The following is a 17,465-nucleotide window of genomic DNA, read 5'->3' as shown; positions in this document are numbered from 1 at the left end:
CAAGCAACAGAATGTGGTTGATCGTTTCATGAGCTAGCATGGCCCCTCAGAAAAACATGAGCATCGAGTGGGGTCATCATAGCTATTGATTTGCCACAGTCTCACCACGATAAGCAATCGAGTCCATACCCTGCTACTCCTATAACCCTGACATAAGTCAAACGGCCGTTATCTCCAGGGAATTTGAACCGGGTCGCAAAACAGCTCGGGCAACTGCGCAGCATCAAACGTAGCAAGCAGCTGTTCAGGGGTTGCAGGATCGCACGTTGGAGCAAGTCCGCATATACCCGCGATATGCCCGATAATCGCTTCAGGGGTCTTAAACCTTGCAAGAAGCTCTTCGATACCGGCGTCATGATCACGCTTTGAAAGCCGGCGATTCTTCTCCGCAACCAATAAGGGAATATGCGCATAGCAAGGATGACCAAGCCCGAGCAGCTCCTGCAAGTACAGCTGCTGAGGAGTGGAGCAAAGCAAGTCAACGCCTCTCACGACGCTTGTAACGCCCTGAGCCGCATCATCCACCACTACGGCTAGCTGGTACGCAAATGCCTGATCGGAGCGACGGATAAGAAAGTCCCCGCAATCATGAGCTAAGTTCTGCTCATAAAGACCCTGCACCATGTCCTTGAAAGAATACATGGCATCCGGCACTCGTAAACGCTGCGCCGGAGCCCTTACCAAGCTTTTGTCGGCAATCTGCCCTGCGGTCAAACCGCGGCAGGTACCAGAGTACACGAATTTCTCTCCCCTATGCGGAGCAGATGCCGCATGCAAGTCAGCACGCGTGCAAAAGCACGGGTACACCAGCCCTTTGCGCTGCAAGGCCCTGAAGGCCTCGAGATACGCTTCATCCCTATCATGCTGATAGTACGGACCGCGATCCCAGGTCAGGCCCAACAACTCGAAATCACGCTGCACAGCGTTGATATACTCCGCTTTCGAGCGTTCCCGATCAAGGTCCTCGATACGCAGAACAATCGTTCCGCCTTGAGACTTTGCAACCAACCAGGCCGCAAGGGCAGCGTAGATATTCCCCGCATGCATCCGACCTGTCGGAGACGGAGCGAACCGCCCCACAACGGGACGGTTCGCTTCCGATTCGAAATAATGTGATTGCGGCATCATTTACTTACGCAGGTCCTGAACATGCTTGGTTTTGCCGAACGAGCGCTCGATACCGCCAGGCTCGACAAGCTTGACCTTCGAAGCCACAAGCAGGACGCTCTTGAGTTCCTTCTCAATCCGCTTCCGGAACTTATCCATCTCCTCGAAGGAATCGCTAAACGCCTCAGGCTTAAGCTCCACATGCACGACCATGCGGTCCAAACCCGTTTCATTGTCAACGACGATGCGATAATGCGGGGTAACGCCGTCAATACCCGAAAGCACGTCTTCCACTTGGCTGGGGAACACGTTGGTTCCGCGAATGATGAGCATATCGTCGCAGCGCGAACGGACCTTCTGCATCCTTGCAGAAGTGCGGCCGCACTTGCAGGGCTCCGTAACCACACGCGTCAAGTCATGGGTACGATAGCGCAGAACCGGGATAGCCTGCTTATCGAGCGGGGTGAGGACAAGCTCGCCCATCTCGCCATCGGCAACGGACTCGCCGGTTTCGGGGTTTACCACTTCCCACAGGAAATGGTCCTCGGCGATATGCTGCATATCGCGCTCGGCAAGGCACTCGCCCGACACACCAGGGCCCATGACCTCGGTCAGACCATAGTTGTCCGTGCAAACGATATGCATACGGGATTCGATTTCGGCCTTCAGACCCGGAGGGCACGGCTCTCCGCCGAACAGACCGACGCGCAGCGTGGAGGTCTCCCAGTCATAGCCCATCTTCTCGCCGACTTCGCAGATATGCATGGCGTAGGAAGGAGTAGCCACCAGCACCGTGGTGCCGTAATCCTGAATCATCTGGATTTGACGCTCGGTATTGCCCGAGCCGGCAGGAATCATCATGCAGCCAAGACGTTGCAGGCCGTAGTGCAAACCAAAACCGCCGGTGAACATGCCGTAGCCGAACGCCATCTGCGCGCGATCGGTAGGCACGACGCCCGCCATTTGCACCAAACGCATGATGCAATCGTTCCAAACATCCATGTCATGACGGTTATAACCAACCACGATAGGCTTTCCCGTAGTGCCCGAAGACGAATGAAGCTCAACGACTTCATCCAAAGGAACGGCGAACATGCCATACGGGAACGTCTTGCGCAGCGCATGCTTGTCGGTGAAGGGAAGCTTTCGCACATCCTCCAAGCACTTGATGTCGGAGGGCTTCACACCCATCTCGTCCATCTGGTCGCGATACCACGCGACGCGCTCATAGGTCCACTCCACCTGCGCGATCAGCTTTTCAAGCTGGATGGCGCGGATGCGCTCGCGCGAACAGCATTCCACATCGGGGTTATGAATAGGCAGCTCATCGAAGCGTCCTTCAGAAGCCGCGCGAAGCGCTGCGCCCTTTTCCGTGATATCGATCATGAAACAACACCTTATCTAACGTGCGAGGTTAGGCAATATCGGCCGTCATGTGAAGAAAATCCTTCTGATCAAGCAGATCGACGGGCTGGTCGGCCAACAGCTTCTCCGCTTGATCGAGGTCTTTGACGTACAGGCAAATATACGTGGAGATCAGCGAATAGCTGTACTGCACGTTAATGCCACACGAGGAGAGCACCTTCAGAACGCGCGCCAACTCGCCGGGCTTGTCCTCAAGGCGAAGGCACAGCACGGAGGTTTTCGTGGCAGCGCAATTCATATCATGCAAAACCTGCAGCGCGCGATCGGGGTCATCGACCACGAATCGAACGATGCCGTAATCGCCGGTGTCGGACGCGCTATAGCCTCGAACGCTGACGTTTGCCTGCGTGAACGCATCAACCACACGGGACAGATGTCCCGGCTTGCTTTCCACGAACACGCTGATTTGCTGAACGCTCATTATTCGGCCCCCTTTCGGGCAAATTCATAACCGGCGTCGAAAGCGCGCAGGTTAGCCTCAACGGTTTTGGGCGGAACGCGCTTGGAGATGACTTCCTTCCAGACTTCTTCGGAGAAATCCAAACGCGTGGCCAAGGCGCCGAGCAACACCACGTTCACCGATTTCGCGGTTGCCACCTGTTCGGCAATGGGCCCGGCGGGAATAAGCGATGCACCCGCAGCCTGAAGCTTCTCACGCGCGTTCTCGGGCATACCGGCCTTACCGGTCAGCACGGGCAGCGGCTTGATGGCCTCATCGGCCACCAGCAGATAGCCGCCTTCACGAACGAAGGGAAGGTTGCGCAGCGCCTCGGTGGTTTCGAAGGACACGACGCAATCGACGCAACCGTGGTCGGCGACCATGGTTGCAACCGGCTCGGTGCCGAAACGGACGACCGTGGTGACCGCGCCGCCTCGCTGGGACATGCCGTGAATCTCGGACACCTTCACGTCGTAATCGCTTGCAAGGGCCGTGCGAGCCAGCAGGTCAGCGGCAAGGATGGTGCCCTGCCCGCCGACGCCGCACAGCAAAACGGTAGTTGCGTTGGACATGGGCTATTCCCCTTCCTTGGCCGTGGATACGATGCTCTTGAACGCGCAATACTGCTCGCATTGGCCGCAGCCGATGCACATGCTGCCGTCGATGACCGCATGCCCGTCCTGGGTCTTAGCGATAGCCGGGCACCCAAGCGTGGTGCATACACCGCACGCGGTGCACGTATCCGCCACCGCATACGCGGGCTTGCGGATGCGGTCGATGAGCACGCAGGGGCTGCGGAAGACGATGACGGACAGCTCGTCGGAGCGCGTGGCCTCCCGCAGGGCAAGACGCACGGCCTTCATATCGTTGGGGTCTACGGTGCGCACATCGGGCACGCCGATGGCATGGAGCACGCCTTCCAGGTCAAGCTCGCGCGAAGGACGATGCTGCAGCGTTTCGCCGTTGAAGGGGTTGCCCTGTCGACCGGTCATGGCCGTGGTGCGGTTGTCGAGCACGCAGACGGTTCCGGCGCCCTTGTTGTAAACGGTGCTGATAAGCGCCGAAAGGCCGGAATGGGCGAAGGTGGAATCGCCGATGACGGCGACCACGGGGCGATGCTCGGTGCCCGCCCAGGCAAGCTCGAAACCATGGGACATGGAAACGGAAGCACCCATGTCGATGCACGTATCCATAGCGGAAAGCGGGGGCAGCGCGCCAAGCGTGTAGCATCCGATATCACCGGTGACCACGGCCTTGATGCGCGAGAGCTCCTTGAATACCAGGCGATGCGGGCAGCCGGCGCACAACGCGGGCGGGCGGCCCGGAACATCGGCGGGAGCCTGCGCATGCGCAGGGGCCTCCTGGCCGAATGCCGCACGGATAAGGCCGGGGCTCAGTTCGCCGTCGCGCGGCAAGCCGCATGGGAAATCGGCAACGCGAACGCCCAATGCGCGTACCGCATCGGTCAAGTAGGTAGAACCTTCCTCAACGACGTACAGCTCATCCACGCCCGCCTCGAAGTCGCGCAGCGCCTGCGCGGGCAAGGGATACGTCACTCCGAGTTTGAACACCGATGCATCCGGAAGAGCCTCTACGACATGCTGATAAGCGGCACCGGCGCAAACCACGCCCACGCTTGCACCCTTACGCTCGATGCGATTGAACTCGCAGGTTTCAACCCATTCGGAAAGCTGCTCGATACGCTCAAGCTGCACCTTGCGGCGCGGCTTGGCGAATGCCGGCATCATGACCCACTTCGCGGGATTGCTTTCATAAGGCTTGAGTTCGTGCTCGCAACGAGCACCGCGCTCGACCGGGGTCTTCGTATGGGACACGCGCACGGAGGAGCGGATAAAGAACGGCACGTCGAAGCGCTCGGAGAGATCGAAGGCGTTGCGGGTGAACGCCAAGGCCTCTGCGGAATCGGCAGGATCCATCATGGGGATATGAGCCGCCGCGGCATAGTAATGGGAGTCCTGCTCGTTTTGAGAGGAGTACATGCCGGGATCGTCGGCCGCAAGCACCACGTAACCACCGCCGACGCCGGTATAGGCAGCAGTGAACAGCGGGTCTGCCGCAACGTTGACGCCGACATGCTTCATGGTGGACAGCACGCGCGCGCCAGCCGCGCTGGCGCCGACGCCCACTTCGACGGCAACCTTCTCGTTGACGCACCATTCCGCGTACACGCCATCCATCTTCGCAAAGGTCTCAAGCGTTTCGGTGGAAGGCGTGCCCGGATAGGCCACCCCGATACGGCAACCGGCCTCCCATGCGCCTTGGGCTATCGCCTCGTTTCCTGATAACAGTTCCATGTCGCTCCCGTCTGTGAAGACGCGCGAACGCGTCTATCTGAAACCGCGGATCCCCGCGGCGTTACTCTTCTTTGTACACCAAGCAAAACGCGCCGATTTGCACGACGTCGCCGTCAGCAAGGAGATACGTATCGATGCTGTTGTTGTTCACCCATACCCCGTTAAACGATGCCTCATCGGAAATCTCATAACCTGAATCCACCGGCTCGACGGAGGCGTGCATGCGGGAGACGGTCATATCGTTGAGGAAGATGTCGCACTGCGGGCTGCGTCCGATGCTGAGCTTTTGGTCCCCCAGCTTGAACGACACGCCGGTTTGCGGCCCGCGAACCACGTGAAGCACAGCAGTGGGCTTGGTTTTGGCGGCGGCGACCAACTGATCTTCACCGAACTGCAGCGGTGCGAAACGCTGCGTGGATCCCTGCAGCTTGAAGCCGCAGTGCGGGCAGGCCGAATCCTCGGGACCTACCGGATTGTTGCATACCGGGCATACATTGGCCATGATAGCTCCTTCCTACATGCCGCTATTGCGTCGACGTGGTTTTATCCACGATAAGCGGCGTGGTATTCAACAGCTGCGAGGTTGCCGTTTTGTCCTCGCCGGAGAAACCGCGCATGAACCTATCGAAGGCGATGCCGATGCCCTCGAAGAAGTTCGGGGCGGGAACGTCTTTGCACGCCACCAGATCCTGCGTTGCGATTACCTGGTTGCGCTGCTTGAATGTGACGGTTCCCACGACCTGGCCCGCCTTGACCGACCCGTGCAACTCATTGAATTGCACGGTTTGGCTGACGTTGCCGTTCAAGTCGAAGACCTCCACGGCGCTTTGCGGATCGGCGAACGTTGCAGGCACCGTACGGTCTATCCAGTCGTCATGCGCCACCTGAGCCACCAAGGGCACCGATGCCCCGTTCATCTGCGTGTTCTGGTCGCAATTGGCAAGTTGATAGGTCTTGCGATGTTCAAACACCCACTCCACCAGCTCATCCGCATCAAAAAAGCGCTGGCTATCCGACGTCGACCCCAAAACGATGGCGTACAGCTCCTGGCCGTCTTTATTGACGGCGCCAGCAAACGAAGCGCCGGCCTTCTCCGTGTAGCCGGTTTTAACGCCGATGGCATCATCGTTGATATCGAAGAAGCCGTCGGTGGTTTCCAGGAACACATCGGCCGAGGACCCGCCACGTTTCACCGTGATGGTGGTGGACCCGCCACCGACCACCGAGCGAAACGTCTGGTTGGTCATGGCATAGGCGACCACTTTCGCCTGGTCGGCAGCCGTGGAATGCAAGTTGCCATCATATTGATCGAAGTCAAGGCCATGCGGGTTCTCGTAGACCGTGTTCGTGCAGCCGAGCTTCTGGGCCGTGGCGTTCATCTGCGCAACGAAGGCCTTCACATCCGAATCGCCCGAGGCGGTGCCGCTCGACCTTAAGGCCGCGCCCACCGATTCGGCGATTGCGATGGCGGCATCGTTACCCGACGGCACCAACAGCGCATACAACGCAGTTTTCAACGTCATGGTGTCGCCTTCCTGCAACCCGGCGGACGACTCGCCCACCGCGGCGGCATCCGCCGAAACCGTGATGGTGGAATCGAGGGACGTCAATCCGGACGCGACGGCATCAAGCGCTACCACGCCCGTCATGATCTTCGTGACCGAGGCGATGCAAGCGGCATCGTTGGCGTTGCGTTCGAAATACACGGTGCCGTCGGCATCCACCACGATGGCGCGTTCGGCATCGATGTTCGGACATTGCGCCACGGCCAACCCGCGAGCGTCCACCGTTTCGCCCATGACGATATCGGCTTTGCGCACATCGGCGTACGCATTGCCGACGCCGCCGGCGACGGGGCTAAGGGCCAGCACGAACACAAGCACGCACGCGATGGCGCGTGCGTGCTTGTTCAGCCCACTATGCAACGTGAAGCTAGTCGACAATGTACACTTCCTCCGCGGAAACTGGCGCAAAGCCGGCATCGGCAAGCTTGCGTTCGATTTCCTCGTCTCCGGATACCTTCAAAACGTCGATAGCGTGCCCGCCCTCGACCGACATGCAGTAACCGTATTCAACATTAACATCGCACTCGTCCAAGAACTCGAGCAGCGAGGCCAAACCGCCCGGCACGTCCGGGACGCGAACCGCCATGACCGGGGTGACGGCGGCACGCCAACCGGCAAGCGTCAGCTTCTCGGCGGCCTTGTTGGGGGTATCGCACAGCATACGGGCCACACCGAAATCCTCGGTGTCGGCCAGATACAGCGCATGCATGTTGACGCCGGCATCCGCGACCGCGCGGGTAGCTGCGGCCAGACGGCCCTTTTCGTTCTCCAAAAAAACGGTGAGCTGGGAAATCATAGCCTTTACTCCTTTCGCAGGTCGATGATGCGCTTGGCCTTGCCCTCGCTGCGCTCGATGGACTTGGGCTCGACGAGCTTGATGTCCACGGCGATCTGCAGGTTACCCTTGAGCTCGGTGGCCAGACGCTTCTTGAGCGCTTCGAGCTTGCGGATCTCGTCGAACGGGAACTCGGGCACGGTCTCGACGCGCAGCTCGACATGGTCGAGCGGACCGCGCGTGGTGAGGATGATCTGGTACTGCGTGGCGATCTCGGGGAAGCCGGTGAGCACCTGCTCGATCTGCGACGGGAACACGTTCACGCCGCGCAGGATGAGCATGTCGTCGGAACGGCCGATGATGCGATCGATCTTGCGATGCGTGCGGCCGCAGGCGCAGGGCTCGGAGATGATGCGCGTGATGTCGCGCGTACGGTAGCGTACAAGCGGGCAGCACTCGCGGGTGAGCGTGGTGAACACCAGCTCGCCGTATTCGCCATCGGGCACGGGCTGCAGGGTGTCGGGATCGATGATCTCAGCGAAGAAGTGGTCCTCGGCCAGGTGCAGGCCGCTCATCTCCTTGCATTCGAAGGCCACGCCCGGGCCCATGACCTCGGAAAGGCCGTATACGTCGCAGTACTGCACGCCAAGCTTCTCGGCGATCTCATCGCGCATACCCTGGCTGCAAGGCTCGGCGCCGAAGATGCCGGCTCGCACCTTCAGGTCGGTTGCGGGGTTGATACCCATCTCGATCGCCGTGTCGGCGATGTGCAACGCATAGGAAGGCGTGCATGCCAGCACATCGACATCCATATCCTTGAGCATCTGAATCTGACGCTTGGTATTGCCCGAGGAGATGGGGATGACGGCGCAACCGGCCGTCTCGCCTCCCCTATGGGCGCCCAAACCGCCGGTGAACAGGCCGTAGCCGTAGGCGATCTGCATGGTGGCGTTCTCGTCGCAATCGCAGATGGCAAGACCGCGCGCAAAGCACTCGCCCCAATGCTTCAGATCGTTTTCCGTGGAGCCGACGACCGTTGCCTGGCCGGTGGTGCCGGAGGAGGCATGCAGACGGGCGACCTTGGAACGCGGCACAGCGAACAGGCCGTCAGGATAGTTGTCGCGCATGTCCTGCTTGAGAATGAACGGGAACTTCGTGATGTCCTCGAGCGTCTTCAGATCGCCCGGTTCGACGCCGGCGTCCTTGAAGCTCTTCTGATAGAAAGGGACGTTGTCATACGCATATTGTACGCACCACTTCATGCGCTCGAGCTGCAGAACGCGCAGCTCCTCACGTGACATCGTTTCGATTTCCGGCTGGAAGTACACCTTTCTCTTACCTTTCTTTGTGCGCGGCGCCTGGCGTGCGGTGGGCGCGTATCGCCGCTTAAATATGAAGTAACCCGCTAGCTTCGATCCGGACCCTTCAAGATAACCTCGTTGATGGGGTCGTACACGCTGGCGAACAGGTCTTGGCGCACGATGTTTCCGTTCACGTCCTTGACCGTACGCGTCACCTCGATGGTCGAACCGTCGGTGCCGCGCGTTTTCACGTAGCTGGTGCCCGGCGCAAGCGTATCGTCCACTTTGGTGGTGGTCGAATACTTCTTGCCCGCCTCCCATTGACCGGTTTCGGTGGTTACCTGATAGCCGGGATCGACTCCATACAGTGTAGCGGTTACCGACCCGACTTGGGTGGAAACCTTTACCAAAACATCGCTGGCGGTGTCGTTTCGCCACACAAGGTCGAGTTCGGGGTACGAGACGGCCGCATCGCGTCCTGCCGGATAGCTTGCGATGTAGAGCGAATGGTTGTGACGCTCGACGACGGGCAAGCCGGACTCGTAGACGGCATCGAACACCGTGGTGGCAACCTGGCAGATGCCGCCGCCCACCGAATCGGTGTACTCGCCGTCGATGATGGCGCCCGCTCCCAAAAATCCCTTCTCCTCATTGCAATCGCCCGTGGTCCCGTTATACGACCACGTTTCGCCCGATTTGCAGATGGAGTTGTCGAGTATCTGGGAGACCAGCTCGATGTTGTGATTGCGGTTCTCGGTGCCTTGGCCCGTGGTATAGGTGGTGGTGAAGGTGCCTATGGGCCCGACCACGCCTTTGTCGAGCGCCTCCTGGAAGGTGAGGCGCTTGGGCATATCATCGGCATCGACCGCGATCTCGGGAGCTTGCTGGGCCGGAGTGACGCTATCCCCCTGCCCGAACAGCGCCGAAGACAGCGCATCGGCGGCATCGGACACATCGGGGAGTTTGCCTTGCCCGTCGGTGGTGACGCTCACCTGGCCCGACCCATCGGTCTCGAAACCGACGCCCGAGAGCGAATCGCCCTCCGCCTGCCTGATGCCCGACGCCATGGCCGACTTGGAAAGCTGTTGGTCGATATAGGGGCGCAGACGCCAGCCATCCCCCGTCTGCTCGACACAGGTGGATACCCAGGCGCCGATCTCGGAGGCGGTTGCCTGCCACGTGTGCCCATCGAATTGAAAACGCGCTCCGCCGGCGAGCGCCGAGGTGACGTCCTGGGCAACCTGGGTAGCCGCATCGGAAGAGATGCGCACAGGCGTGTACTTGGTATGCGCGACGATACGCCCATCGGAGGACCCGATCATGGCATCGCCGAGAAGGCCGGCCAGCGTTTGCCGGTTGACCTCCCAGCCGTCGTTGCCCTGCACCACATAGGCAATGCCGGCGGAAACCTTCACATCGTAATCTACACGCTGCTGACCGATGGCGGCATCGATGTTCGAGGCGAACTCCTCAAGCGCCCCTTCGTCAAAGGAAGGCTCCACCTGGATGCTCTTGCCGAACAGCCCCGCACCCATGCGCGCAAGCAGACCGCCGTCGGAGCGCCCGACTGCAAGCGCCTGCTCGGCAAGCTGGCCGGAATCCAACGAAGCCCCCAGCTCCGCGCCGGTGGTCTGCCATGCCTGCTTCGAGGCCATGGCCTCATCAACCGCCATCTGCTCGGCAAGCGCCGCATCCTGTTGGTTTTGCGCCGCAGCGGCCTCATCGGTTTGCTGCGCGGCCTCGTCGGAAGCGAACACCGTGGCACTGGCCTGCTGAAGCGGCTGAACATACGCCTGATCGAGCGCTTGCTCGATCTCTTCGGCGTTGAGCCCGGACACATCGATATCGCCGACTTTGACGCCGGAGTAAGCACGACCGGCATGGGAGACCCCATCAACGGTGCAGATGACAACGAGCGCGACAGCGCACACTGACACGATAAGCGCGGGCCTGCTCTTCCGCACAAGCTTGAACCACGCACGCAGCAAGGCCCCTAGCGCACGCCCGACAACGCGAGCAATGGCAAGAAGCGCGCCGAAAAGCCAGGAAAGCACGTTTCCTGCCGCTGACAAGAAGGCAGAACCGGCGTCAGGTCTCGCTTGCCCGCGATTTCGCGCACCGGAGGGACGCGAGGACGTGCGCTGCTGTTTGGTCCACAAACTTGGCTGCACGCCCGAACGTTCGGAGGCCGCCGAATGCACACGACGACCCAACCGCTGAGCGGTTCGGGCCGCCGATGACGTTCTATTCCCTTGCCTGGGCGCACGTGCAGAGCCCGCGCCTGCCGAAGATCGCCCTGACGCGTGGCGCGGAGAGCCCTCCGAGCGCCGAGGCCTTCCGGCGTTGACGCGAGCGTAGTCGCTTGAACGCGTTTGCGAACCGGGACGCGAGGCACCGCGTTGCGAGGGCCGGCTATGCTGCGGAGCGCTCACCTGACGCGCCCTTTCGCCTCAAGCCGGCGAGCCTTCTGCATCTTGCGGTACCCGGCCAACACGTAATACATCGTGGTGAAAAGGCCCACCAGCAAACCGGCATACACGAACCAGATGCCCCAGGAGCATGCCACAGAGCCGAAGCCCGGCAGCCAGGAGACATCGAACCAACCGAGCCCGCCGATGAGCGGCATGTTCAGCAACAGGCCCGCGAAGCCCACGAACAAAAACGTGGTGGCCACTTTGCCGGGATAGATGACGGCGACGCGCTCGTGATAGCGCTTCAGCAGATACGCGCCCCCGACAAGCAGCATAAGGTCGCGGCCCAAGACGACCACGACGATCCAGATGGGCAAGCGACCGACGAGCATCAATCCGATGACGCCGCAGCTCATGAGGACCCTGTCAACCGCAGGGTCGAGCAGCTGCCCGAGCTTGGACACGCAGTTCGTGCGACGCGCAAGCTGGCCGTCGATCCAGTCGGTACCCGCCGCCAGCGCGAACATGAACGTGGCGAGCAGATCGTAGCCGTTGAGAAGCAGCACCATATACACCGGCACCATGCATAACCTGATGAAGGAAATGACGTTGGGAATGGTGAAGATGCGGTTAGTGACTGCTTCGGTTTTCTGAGATGACATGTGTTCCCTACCCCGTGGCCTGCAACGCAAGACGGGGCGCCCGAAAGCGCCCCGCGCAAGTTTCGAATGCGATTATACTAACCCACCGCGCATCCGAAGGTTACGATTGGGCTACCTATTCACCGGCATCTTCACGTTTGGGGGCCGCCTTGGGCCGCTCGGGAATAGTGAAGGTATGCACGCGCTTCTGCCTTGAAACGGTCTCGTAGGTGGGCAGCATGGTCAAGCTGCCTTTGGGGCACTCATAGGTGCAGCTGCCGCACTGGACGCAGCGGAAGTGGTCGATTGCCCAGGTGCGGGCCTTCTTGTCAACTTCGATGGCACCACAGGGGCAACGCTTCACGCACAGGCTGCACAGGATGCAGGTGGACTCGTCGACCACCACATGGCCCTTCAAACCCGCGGGAGGCTCAGGCTTCACCACCGGATACAGCACGGTCTCGGGCTTCTTGAACAGCGAGCCGAACGTCATTTTTCCAAGTTTGAATCCGCTCATCGCTCTACCTTTCCGTGCAGCTGATGCAAGGGTCGATGGTCAGGATGATGTTATTCACATCGGCCAGATCGCAGCCCTTCAGGGCGATGGTCATGCCTGCGATGTTCTGAGAGGTCGGCGTGCGCATGCGCATGCGCTCCAAGAACTTCGTGCCGTTGCCGCGGGCATAGTAGTAGCACTCGCCGCGAGGCTGCTCGAGCACGTTGCAGGCCTCGGCGCCATCGGCGGGATTGCCCTTGACCTTCACCTCGATATCGCCGGCGGGCATGCGGGAGATGACCTCTTCGATGATGTCGATGGACTGCAGCACCTCAAGGCAGCGGACCTGGACGCGCGCATAGCAATCGCCGTCGTTGGACAGGATCGGCTGGAACTCGGAGAGCTTGCCGTACCAGCCGTTGCCGAGCATGCGCACATCGTAGTTCACGCCCGAAGCGCGGCCGAACGGGCCGACCATGCTTTCCGCAACAGCGTCGTCGTGGCTGACGTAGCCGACGCCCACTAGGCGGTTCTTCACCGAGGTATCGGTGAGCAGCGTGTTCATGATCTGGCGATACTCGTCCTTCAGGCCTTCGAGCACCTGCTTGATGTAGGCGAACATGGCGTCGTCGACATCGCGCACCACGCCGCCGACCTTGACCACGGAGAAGATGACGCGGCCGCCGGTGGTCTTCTCGAAGATGTCGAGCACGCGCTCGCGCAGGCGCCAGCAGTGCATGAACAAGCTTTCGAAGCCGAAGGCGTCGGCGGCAAGGCCGAGCCACAGGACATGCGAGTGGATACGCGAAAGCTCGTGCCACATGACGCGCAGCGCCTGGGCCCTGTCGGGGACCTCCACGCCCATAAGCTGCTCGACGGTTTCGGCATAGCCCATGGAATGGCCGAAAGCGCAGATGCCGCAGATGCGCTCCGCCACGTAGATGAACTGGTTGTAGTCGCGTGTTTCCACGAGCTTCTCAAGGCCGCGATGCACGAAGCCGATCTGAGGCATGGCCTCGATGACCTTCTCGTCCTCGACGACAAGGTCCAGGTGAAGCGGCTCGGGGAGAACCGGATGCTGCGGTCCGAAGGGGATGACGGTTGCCTTTCCCATGCTATTCACCAGCCTTTCCGTTTTCCTGCGCTTGGCGCTGCTTCTCCTCGAACGCGGCGCGCACCTTGGCGGCCTTCTCGGGATCCATGTTCTTCAGACGCTCCTCAAGCACGGCGACCTTTTCATCATGCTCGGCCTGAGCGGTCTCCTGGCGGGCGCGCGCATCGAGCGCCGCGCGCACCTTAGCGGCCTTCTCGGGGTCGAGCTGGGCAAGCTTGGCATCGAGCTCGGCTTGCTGCTGGGCCGTGGCCTGACCGGTGGCGCGCTGGCTTTCCAGCTTCGCCTCGTTGGCAAGCGCCCCGCGCACCGCCTGGGCCTTCTCAGGCTCCATGCCCGAAAGCTTGGCCTTGGCGGCCATGGCCGCACGAACCTTGGCGGCCTTCTCCGGGTCCATGGCGGCAAGCTTGGCTTCAAGCGCCTCGTCGTAGACCTGCGGGCGGGCGGCCTGCGCCTCGGCCTCGGCACGCTTGGCCTTCGCGGCGAGCGCAGCCTTGACGCGGGCGATCTTCTCGGGATCGGCGCCGGCCATTTTCAGCTCGATATCCTTGGTGTTCGCCGAAGGAGCCACGCCTACGACCTTGCCCTTGGCGTCGGGATGGGACGTGACGAAGCTTGCATTGGCCGCCGCCGCCTGACGGGCACGCTCGGCCTTGGCCGCCGCCGCCTTCTTCGCCTTCTCGCGGGCCGCCTTCTGAGCCGGCGAGATGATGGTCATGGGGGTGGGCTGCGCCGTCACGTAGAAGTTGCCGCCGAAATCGATGGCGATATCGCGGACGTTCACGCCGAACAGGTCGTGGATCTCGTTCTCGAACACGAACGCGGCGATGAAGCGGTCGGTGATGCTGGGGATAGGGGTCTCGGGCGTGACGCCTTTGATGGTGAAGACCTCGAGCACGCCATCTTTCATGAACGTGTACTGCACGTCGATGCCGGCCTCGGTATTGACGGCGAGCACCTGCACGAAACGATGGCCCTCGGCCTGCATGCGCTCGGACAGGGCGGGCAGGCCCTCGACCGAGATCTCCTGGTACTGTGCGGGTATTGCCATGGCGCTTACGCCTCCTTCCCGTTCTTCATAGCAGCGCGCTTCTCCTCCAGGATGCCCACGGCCTCGACGACCGCGTCGATGATGGCCTCGGGGCGCACCGCGCAGCCCGGAGCGTACACGTCGACGGGGATGGCCTGGTCGACGCCGCCGATGACGTTGTAGCAATCATGGAAGATGCCGCCGGAGCATGCGCAGATGCCGCATGCCACGACCACTTTCGGCTCGAGCATCTGCTCGTAGATCTCCTTGACGACCGAGATGTTCTGCTCGTTGACGCTGCCCGTGACCAGGAAGATGTCAGCGTGCTTAGGGTTGCCGGTGTTGATCACGCCGAAACGCTCGGCGTCGAAGCCCGGGCACAGGGCCGCCAAAACCTCGATGTCGCAGCCGTTGCAGCTTGAGGCGTCGTAGTGGATGACCCACGGCGATTTCGCGAAATAAGCCATTGCGACCTCCTTACAGGTACATAAGGACGGCGATGTTGATGCCGCCGGCCACCAGGGCCACCGCCCACGCGCTCTTAAGCATGAGCTGCCACTTCACGCGGGCGAAGTTGTTGTCGATGAGGATTTCCAGGAAGAACGCGGCAAGGGTGGCGATCACGGCCACAACGAGGGAGACAGGGTTGCCCCACACGAAGAACAGGCCGATCCAGCCGAGCGCCAGCACGTTCTCGCACCAGTGCATGACCTCCACCTTCGCGAGCGTGCGGCCGCTCATCTCGGTGGTGACACCTTTGACGAGCTCCTGGTGGGCGTGGTGCGAATAGCTCAGATCGAAGGGGCTTTTGCGCATCTTGATGGTGAGGATGAACAGAAAGCCCAAGAAGGCGATCCACGTGGCGGCGATGGCCGGAACCTCCAGCCCGAACACCGCACTGGAATCGAACGAGCCCGTGGCCAGGAAGAACACCACGGCGATGAACAGGCTCATGGGCTCTTCGGCCATGATCTGCAGCGCCTCACGGGCCGCACCGACCTCGGAGTAGGGGCTGCGAGTGCAGTACGCCGCCAGGATGAAGAACAGGCTGGACAGCGTGAGCACGAACACGGACAGCAGCAGGTTGCCGCCACCGAAGAAGATACCGCCTGCCAGGATGGCGAACACGAGTGCGCAGGTGATGTAGGTGCCCTCGACGTTGTTCACCGCTGCGCGGTCCTTCTCCAGAAGCTTGCGCACATCGTAATAGGGCTGCAGGATGGGCGGTCCGACACGCCCCTGCATGCGGGCGGACAGCTTGCGGTCAAGGCCGGCGAGCAGGCAGCCGGCAACAGGAGCGAGCACGGCGAAGGCGATGGTGCCCACGATGATGGGAATCAAATACATGAGACACTTCCCTTCTTAGAGCAGCCCGTACAGCGTGGCGATAGCTGCACAGAACCCGACGACGATGATGATGCTGGTGGCCCAAACGCCCACCGGGGTGATCTTGGGCTCGCCGAAGATGCCCTCCATGTACCAGTTGCGGGATGTGGCCATGGTCTCACCGGACAAGGAGTTGCGGAACGTGCGGTTGGCGTTGTTCTCGCTAACGCCGGCAAGGTAGACGGGCACTTGCTTGACCTGCTTGGAGCCCAAACCGCCGAACAGCACCACGAACACCACGGCCGACAGCAGAGCGGCAACCCAAAGGTTTGCCTGGCTGACGCCCTGGGAGCACACGCCGAACACGTCGACGATGTAGGGCTCTACCAGGAACGTGGACAGAACGGGCAGGCCCACGCAGCACAGCATGGAGAGCACGGCCATGACCATGAGCGCGATCCACTCGCTGCGGTGCACGGTGGTCTCGACGTTCAGGGGATGGGCGGCGATGCCCGAAAGCTTGCCAAGCCACTTGGCCCAGAACAGGAACGTGGCCGCGGAGCCGAAGCCCAGGATGAGGATAAGGGCGACGTTGCCGGTGTCAGCGAAGCTGACGAGCGTGCCCCACTTCGCCACGAGCATGCCGAAGGGCGCCACGAACATGATCATGATGCCGGCCATCATGAAGCGGGCCAGACGAGGCATGCGCTCGAACATGAGGTCCATATCCTCGATGTCGCGGCTGCCGATGTGGTGCTCGGCGGTGCCCACGCACAGGAACAGAAGGCTCTTGGCCACAGCATGGAACAGCACCAAGAACGTTGCCGCCCACACGGCCTCGGGGGTACCCACGCCGGCGCAGGCCACGATCAGGCCCAGGTTGGCGATGGTGGAGTACGCAAGCACGCGCTTGGCGTTGGTCTGCGAGATGGCCATGAAGCTGCACAGCAGGAAGGTCAGGCCGCCCACAAGGATGGTCATGACTGCTGCCACCGGGCAGACGAGAAAGATCGGCGAAAGCTTGATGAGCAAGAACACGCCGGCCTTGACCATGGTGGACGAATGCAGGAGCGCGGAGGTGGGGGTAGGTGCCACCATAGCGCCGAGCAACCAGGTGTGGAACGGCATTTGAGCCGCCTTGGTGATGCCGGCGAACGCCAGCGCCACCGCGGGCAGAGCCGCAAGCGCCGGAGCCATGACGCCGGCGGCGATGAACTCCACGAGCGAGAGCGTACCCATGGTCAGCGCGATGGCGAACAGCGCCACCAGAAAGCCGATGCCGCCAGCCAGGTTCATGATGATCTGACGGAACGCGTTGTTGATGGCCTCAGGCGTTTTGGTGTAACCGATGAGCAGGAACGAGCACACCGTGGTGATCTCCCAGCCAGTGAACATCCACAACAGGTTGTTGGAGAACACGATGACGTACATGGCGGACAGGAACAGGAACATGAGGGCGAAGAACCTCGGACGGCGATCCTTGGCATCGGCGGGCTCGTGAGCTTGGAAATCCTCCATATAGC

Annotated in this window: 17 protein-coding genes; all 17 read right to left on the bottom strand. The window is 61.2% G+C overall.

All coding sequences use genetic code 11. From position 1 onward, the window contains the following. Positions 1-168: 168 nt before the first annotated feature. Entirely contained in the window at positions 169-1,128 is a 960-nt protein-coding gene (gluQRS, locus tag Q0G75_RS02120; protein ID WP_294414667.1) for a tRNA glutamyl-Q(34) synthetase GluQRS, read from the bottom strand. Continuing rightward, positions 1,129-2,493, bottom strand: coding sequence for a phenylacetate--CoA ligase family protein (locus Q0G75_RS02115; protein WP_294414666.1), 1,365 nt, complete (start codon positions 2,491-2,493; stop codon positions 1,129-1,131). Positions 2,494-2,521: 28 nt separating this feature from the next. After that, positions 2,522-2,953, bottom strand: a complete 432-nt coding sequence (locus Q0G75_RS02110) for an ACT domain-containing protein (RefSeq protein ID WP_294414664.1) — start codon at positions 2,951-2,953, stop codon at positions 2,522-2,524. Next, positions 2,953-3,543 (bottom strand): indolepyruvate oxidoreductase subunit beta, encoded by a 591-nt coding sequence (locus Q0G75_RS02105; RefSeq protein ID WP_294414663.1) that lies wholly within the window; start codon positions 3,541-3,543, stop codon positions 2,953-2,955. The genes Q0G75_RS02110 and Q0G75_RS02105 overlap by 1 nt, the downstream gene beginning before the upstream one ends. 3 nt (positions 3,544-3,546) lie before the next feature. Continuing rightward, on the bottom strand, positions 3,547-5,286 hold the full coding sequence (locus Q0G75_RS02100; protein ID WP_294414662.1) for a thiamine pyrophosphate-dependent enzyme: 1,740 nt from the start codon (positions 5,284-5,286) through the stop codon (positions 3,547-3,549). A gap of 61 nt (positions 5,287-5,347) precedes the next feature. After that, the gene (locus Q0G75_RS02095) at positions 5,348-5,788 is read right to left on the bottom strand and encodes an FHA domain-containing protein (RefSeq protein ID WP_294414661.1); all 441 of its coding nucleotides are present in this window, start codon (positions 5,786-5,788) and stop codon (positions 5,348-5,350) included. Between the two features lie 22 nt (positions 5,789-5,810). Then, positions 5,811-7,229: a D-alanyl-D-alanine carboxypeptidase family protein gene (locus Q0G75_RS02090; RefSeq protein ID WP_294414660.1), complete on the bottom strand. Its 1,419-nt coding sequence runs from the start codon at positions 7,227-7,229 to the stop codon at positions 5,811-5,813. Further along, positions 7,219-7,647, bottom strand: a complete 429-nt coding sequence (locus Q0G75_RS02085) for a hypothetical protein (RefSeq protein ID WP_294414658.1) — start codon at positions 7,645-7,647, stop codon at positions 7,219-7,221. Before Q0G75_RS02085 ends, Q0G75_RS02090 begins: the two co-directional genes overlap by 11 nt. Before the next feature lie 5 nt (positions 7,648-7,652). Continuing rightward, complete coding sequence (locus tag Q0G75_RS02080; protein ID WP_294414656.1) at positions 7,653-8,954, bottom strand: phenylacetate--CoA ligase family protein; 1,302 nt, start codon at positions 8,952-8,954, stop codon at positions 7,653-7,655. Between the two features lie 77 nt (positions 8,955-9,031). Then, positions 9,032-10,891 carry a VanW family protein gene (locus Q0G75_RS02075; protein ID WP_294414655.1) on the bottom strand — a complete coding sequence of 620 codons (1,860 nt, stop codon included), beginning with the start codon at positions 10,889-10,891 and terminating at the stop codon, positions 9,032-9,034. 464 nt (positions 10,892-11,355) lie between these two features. Further along, entirely contained in the window at positions 11,356-12,000 is a 645-nt protein-coding gene (locus Q0G75_RS02070) for a CDP-alcohol phosphatidyltransferase family protein (RefSeq protein ID WP_294414654.1), read from the bottom strand. 115 nt (positions 12,001-12,115) lie between these two features. After that, complete coding sequence (locus Q0G75_RS02065) at positions 12,116-12,496, bottom strand: 4Fe-4S binding protein (RefSeq protein ID WP_294414653.1); 381 nt, start codon at positions 12,494-12,496, stop codon at positions 12,116-12,118. A 4-nt stretch (positions 12,497-12,500) separates the two neighbouring features. Beyond that, complete coding sequence (locus tag Q0G75_RS02060; protein ID WP_114620818.1) at positions 12,501-13,589, bottom strand: nickel-dependent hydrogenase large subunit; 1,089 nt, start codon at positions 13,587-13,589, stop codon at positions 12,501-12,503. 1 nt (position 13,590) lies between these two features. Beyond that, on the bottom strand, positions 13,591-14,637 hold the full coding sequence (locus Q0G75_RS02055; RefSeq protein ID WP_294414647.1) for an NADH-quinone oxidoreductase subunit C: 1,047 nt from the start codon (positions 14,635-14,637) through the stop codon (positions 13,591-13,593). A 5-nt stretch (positions 14,638-14,642) separates the two neighbouring features. Beyond that, positions 14,643-15,083, bottom strand: coding sequence for an NADH-quinone oxidoreductase subunit NuoB (nuoB, locus tag Q0G75_RS02050; RefSeq protein WP_042434261.1), 441 nt, complete (start codon positions 15,081-15,083; stop codon positions 14,643-14,645). Between the two features lie 10 nt (positions 15,084-15,093). Further along, on the bottom strand, positions 15,094-15,963 hold the full coding sequence (locus tag Q0G75_RS02045; RefSeq protein WP_294414646.1) for an NADH-quinone oxidoreductase subunit H: 870 nt from the start codon (positions 15,961-15,963) through the stop codon (positions 15,094-15,096). 15 nt (positions 15,964-15,978) lie between these two features. Beyond that, positions 15,979-17,465 (bottom strand): proton-conducting transporter membrane subunit (locus Q0G75_RS02040; protein WP_294417705.1); only part of this gene is annotated, 1,487 nt, incomplete at its 5' end.

This window comes from uncultured Senegalimassilia sp. (genome assembly GCF_934636665.1).
Taxonomy (GTDB): domain Bacteria; phylum Actinomycetota; class Coriobacteriia; order Coriobacteriales; family Eggerthellaceae; genus Senegalimassilia.
Note: the sequence above shows the minus strand (reverse complement) of the source record. Positions and strands in the feature narration are given on the sequence as shown.